General features: G+C 48.4%; 1 pseudogene. It reads left to right on the forward strand.

The features are described 5' to 3' along the window. Positions 1-431 (forward strand): annotated as a pseudogene (locus ACP45E_RS00995) (MSHA biogenesis protein MshE); the annotation flags it as partial. Between the last annotated feature and the right edge of the window lie 61 nt (positions 432-492).

A 492-nucleotide genomic window follows, 5' to 3' on the forward strand; every position in this document is an offset into this window, starting at 1 on the left:
GGGCGCCAGGCTACCTTGTGGCAAGCGCCGTCAGAGCCGTGGTCGCGCAGCGATTGGTTCGCAAAATTTGCACCGATTGTAAAGTAGAAGACGAAGTAGACGAATCGAGAAGGCAATGGTTAGCTGTGCGTTTTCCAAACCAAGCACATGCTCATTTTTCTCGTGGAAGTGGTTGCCAGAACTGTAACCTCACAGGGTACAGAGGCCGAATCGGTGTCTTTGAAATGCTAGAGCTAGAGCAATCGATGATGGACGCGTTACGTTCCGAAGATGCGGTTGGTTTTGCTGAAGCTGCGAGAAACTGCAAGGACTATAAACCGCTACTTGCGTCAGCGATGGAGCTGGCATTGCAAGGGGTGGTCAGTATCGATGAAGTGATGAATCTGAGTGAAGGTGACTCTTCAGGCATCAATAAAGCGATTTTAATGTAGGAAAGTGTTAATACAGGAAAGCTATGCCAACATATCAATATAATGGGAGATCGGAAGAGCG

Origin of the sequence: Vibrio genomosp. F10 str. 9ZD137 (assembly GCF_049974785.1) — a bacterium.
Taxonomy (GTDB): Bacteria; Pseudomonadota; Gammaproteobacteria; order Enterobacterales; family Vibrionaceae; genus Vibrio.